Origin of the sequence: Falsiroseomonas oryziterrae (genome assembly GCF_021864505.1) — a bacterium.
Classification (GTDB): domain Bacteria; phylum Pseudomonadota; class Alphaproteobacteria; order Acetobacterales; family Acetobacteraceae; genus Falsiroseomonas; species Falsiroseomonas oryziterrae.
The window spans coordinates 1-2,775 of the sequence record NZ_JAKJIB010000434.1 but is presented as its reverse complement, the minus strand read 5'-3'; the positions used below and the strand labels follow the sequence as shown (position 1 = coordinate 2,775).

The following is a 2,775-nucleotide window of genomic DNA, read 5'->3' as shown; positions in this document are numbered from 1 at the left end:
CGGTGCTGGCGGCGCTGCCCGGCGCGGTGGACCTCGTCGGCACGCTGACGCTGCCGGAGGTCGCAGCGGTGCTGCGCCGCGCCGCGCTCTATCTCGGCAACGACAGCGGCCTGATGCAGCTCGCCGCCGCGGCTGGCGCCCCCGTGGTCGGGTTGTTCGGGCAGTCAGATGCGCGCGAATACGGCCCGACCGGCCCACGCGCCGTCGCCGTCTCCGCCGATGGCGAGCCGTTCCGGACGACCATGACCGCGCTCCCCGTCGAGCGCGTGGTCGTGGCGGCGGCGAGCTTGTTGGCGCAACAGGTGCCGGCGTGACCCCTGCCCCCCAACTCAGGCCCGCGAATGCGGGCCCGCGCACCGAGCGACCGCGCTGCCGGACGCACCATGTCTGAGGCGCGCGAGCCAAGCGCGCGGAGCGCGCGCCCGGCGCTTGAGGGCACAATACGAGTCGCCCACGTCATGGCCGGCGCCGTCCACGGCGGCGCCGAGGCCTTCTTCGAGCGCCTCACCCTCGCGCAACACCGCGCAGGCCTGCCCGTGCTCGCCGTGATCCGCCGCAACGCCGATCGCGCAGCACGCCTCTCCGCCGGCGGCCTCGCGCCGGTCGAGCTTCCCTTCGGCGGCGCGCTCGACCTCACCACAGGCCGCCGGCTGCGCGCGACGCTGGAAGCCTTCCGCCCGCAGGTCGTCGTCGCCTGGATGAACCGGGCGGCCACCTTCTGCCGCGGCGCCTCGCGCGGCGCGCCCTGGACGCTGGTCGGCCGGCTCGGCGGGCAATACGACCTGCGCTACTACCGCGGCTGCGACATCCTCGCCGCCAACACGCGCGGCCTCTGCGACTGGATCGCCGCGCAGGGCTGGCCGCGCGAGCGCCTGAAGCACCTGCCGAACTTCGCCGACGATTTTTCGTCAGTTGCACCCGCCGACTTGCCCGTGCCGGCCGGCGCACGCGTCCTTCTCGCCCTCGGCAGGCTGCATCCCAACAAGGATTTCGCGACGCTGCTGCGCGCGCTCGCGCAGCTGCCACCCGACGTGCATCTGGCACTCGCCGGCGAAGGTCCCGAACGCACCGCGCTCGACGCCCTCGCGCGCGAACTTGGCGTCGCGCCGCGCGTCGCCTTCCTCGGCTGGCGCTCCGACATCGGCGCGCTGCTCGCGGCCAGCGACATGCTCGTCGTGCCCTCCCGCATCGAGCCGCTGGGCAACGTCGTGCTGGAGGGTTTCTCCGCATCGCGCCCCGTGGTCGCCGCCGCCGCCGACGGCCCGCGCGAGGTGATCGAGGACGGCCGCACCGGCATGCTCGTTCCCATCGCCGATCACGCGGCCATGGCCGCCGCCATCGCCGCGCTGCTCGCCGATCCGGCGCGCGCGCAGGCCGTCGCCGCCGCCGCGCGCGCCGAGTTCGAGACACGCTACGCCGAGGCGCCGGTGCTCGCCGCCTGGTCGCTTTTCCTGCAGGCCGCTGCCAGGATCCGAGGCTGACATGTGTCATGCCGGAAGCATGCTCTCGATGTGCGGCGTCACGCCGGAGGCGTGCTCATGTGTGGCATAGCAGGCGTCGAACTCAGGCAGGGCATGACGCCGGACGAGGGCGTGCTGCGCGCCATGACCCGCGCGCTCGCGCATCGCGGCCCCGACGGGTCGGGACTGCATCTCGCCGACAATGTCGGGCTGGCGCACACGCGGCTCGCCATCATCGACCTCGCCGGCGGCGACCAGCCGCTCTTCGCAGGCCCCGCCGCGCTCGTCGCGAATGGCGAGGTCTACAACTACCTCGAGCTGCGCAGCGAGAACGGCTTCAACACCGCCACCAACAGCGATTGCGAACCGCCGCTGCATCTCTACCGGCGCGACGGCCTCGCCGGCTACGCGGCCGCGATGCGCGGCATGTACGCCATCGCGCTGCATGACCGCCAGGCACGGCGCCTCGTCCTCACCCGCGATCCCTTCGGCATCAAGCCGCTCTACTTCGCCGAGATCGCGGGCGGCATCGCCTTCGCCAGCCAGCCGCGCGCGCTGCTCGAGGCCGGCCTGGTGCAGCCCCGCATCCGGCGCGAGGCGCGCGACGAGCTGCTGCAGCTGCAATTCACCACCGGCGCGGAGACCATCTTCGAGGGCATCACGCGCGTGCTGCCCGGCGAGAGCGTCGTCGTCTCCGACGGCGCGATCGTCGAGCGCCGGCGCCGAGCCGCGCTGCCGGAGGGTGGGCCGCAGCCGATCACCGCGGAGGACGCCCTCGCCCGCTTCGACGCCGCCTTCGAGGAGAGCGTGCGGCTGCACCAGCGCAGCGACGTGCCCTATGGCCTGTTCCTCTCGGGCGGCATCGATTCCGGCGCGGTGCTCGCGATGATGGCGCGCCTCAACGACCGTCCGGTGAAGGCCTTCACCGCGCGCTTCGACGTGGCGGGCGCGGCCGACGAGCAGCAAGGCGCCGAGGCCGCGGCCCAGGCGACCGGCGCCGACCACGCGACCGTCACCGTCACCGAGGCGATGGTCTGGCAGCACCTGCCGGAGATCGTCGCCGCGATGGACGACCCGGCGGCGGACTACGCCATCATCCCCTCCTGGTTCCTCGCCCGCCGCGCGCGTGAGGAGGTGAAGGTCGTGCTGTCGGGCGAAGGGGGCGACGAGATCTTCGGCGGCTATGGCCGCTACCGCAGCGCCATGCGTCCCTGGTGGCTCGGCGGCCGCCAGCCCCGCGCGGCCGGCAGCTTCGACCATGTGCGCGACGTGCTGCGCGCCACGCCCTCGGCTTGGCGCGACGGCTTCGCCGCCG

General features: G+C 73.8%; 3 protein-coding genes. All 3 read left to right on the top strand.

What is annotated here, in order from left to right; translation table 11 throughout:
• Nucleotides 1-314 (top strand): glycosyltransferase family 9 protein (locus tag L2I40_RS21510; protein WP_272910994.1); only part of this gene is annotated, 314 nt, incomplete at its 5' end.
• Between the two features lie 144 nt (nucleotides 315-458).
• Nucleotides 459-1,481, top strand: a complete 1,023-nt coding sequence (locus tag L2I40_RS21505; protein WP_237217270.1) for a glycosyltransferase — start codon at nucleotides 459-461, stop codon at nucleotides 1,479-1,481.
• Nucleotides 1,482-1,538: 57 nt separating this feature from the next.
• Nucleotides 1,539-2,775: asparagine synthase (glutamine-hydrolyzing) (asnB, locus tag L2I40_RS21500; RefSeq protein WP_237217268.1), on the top strand; the 1,237-nt coding region annotated here is incomplete at its 3' end.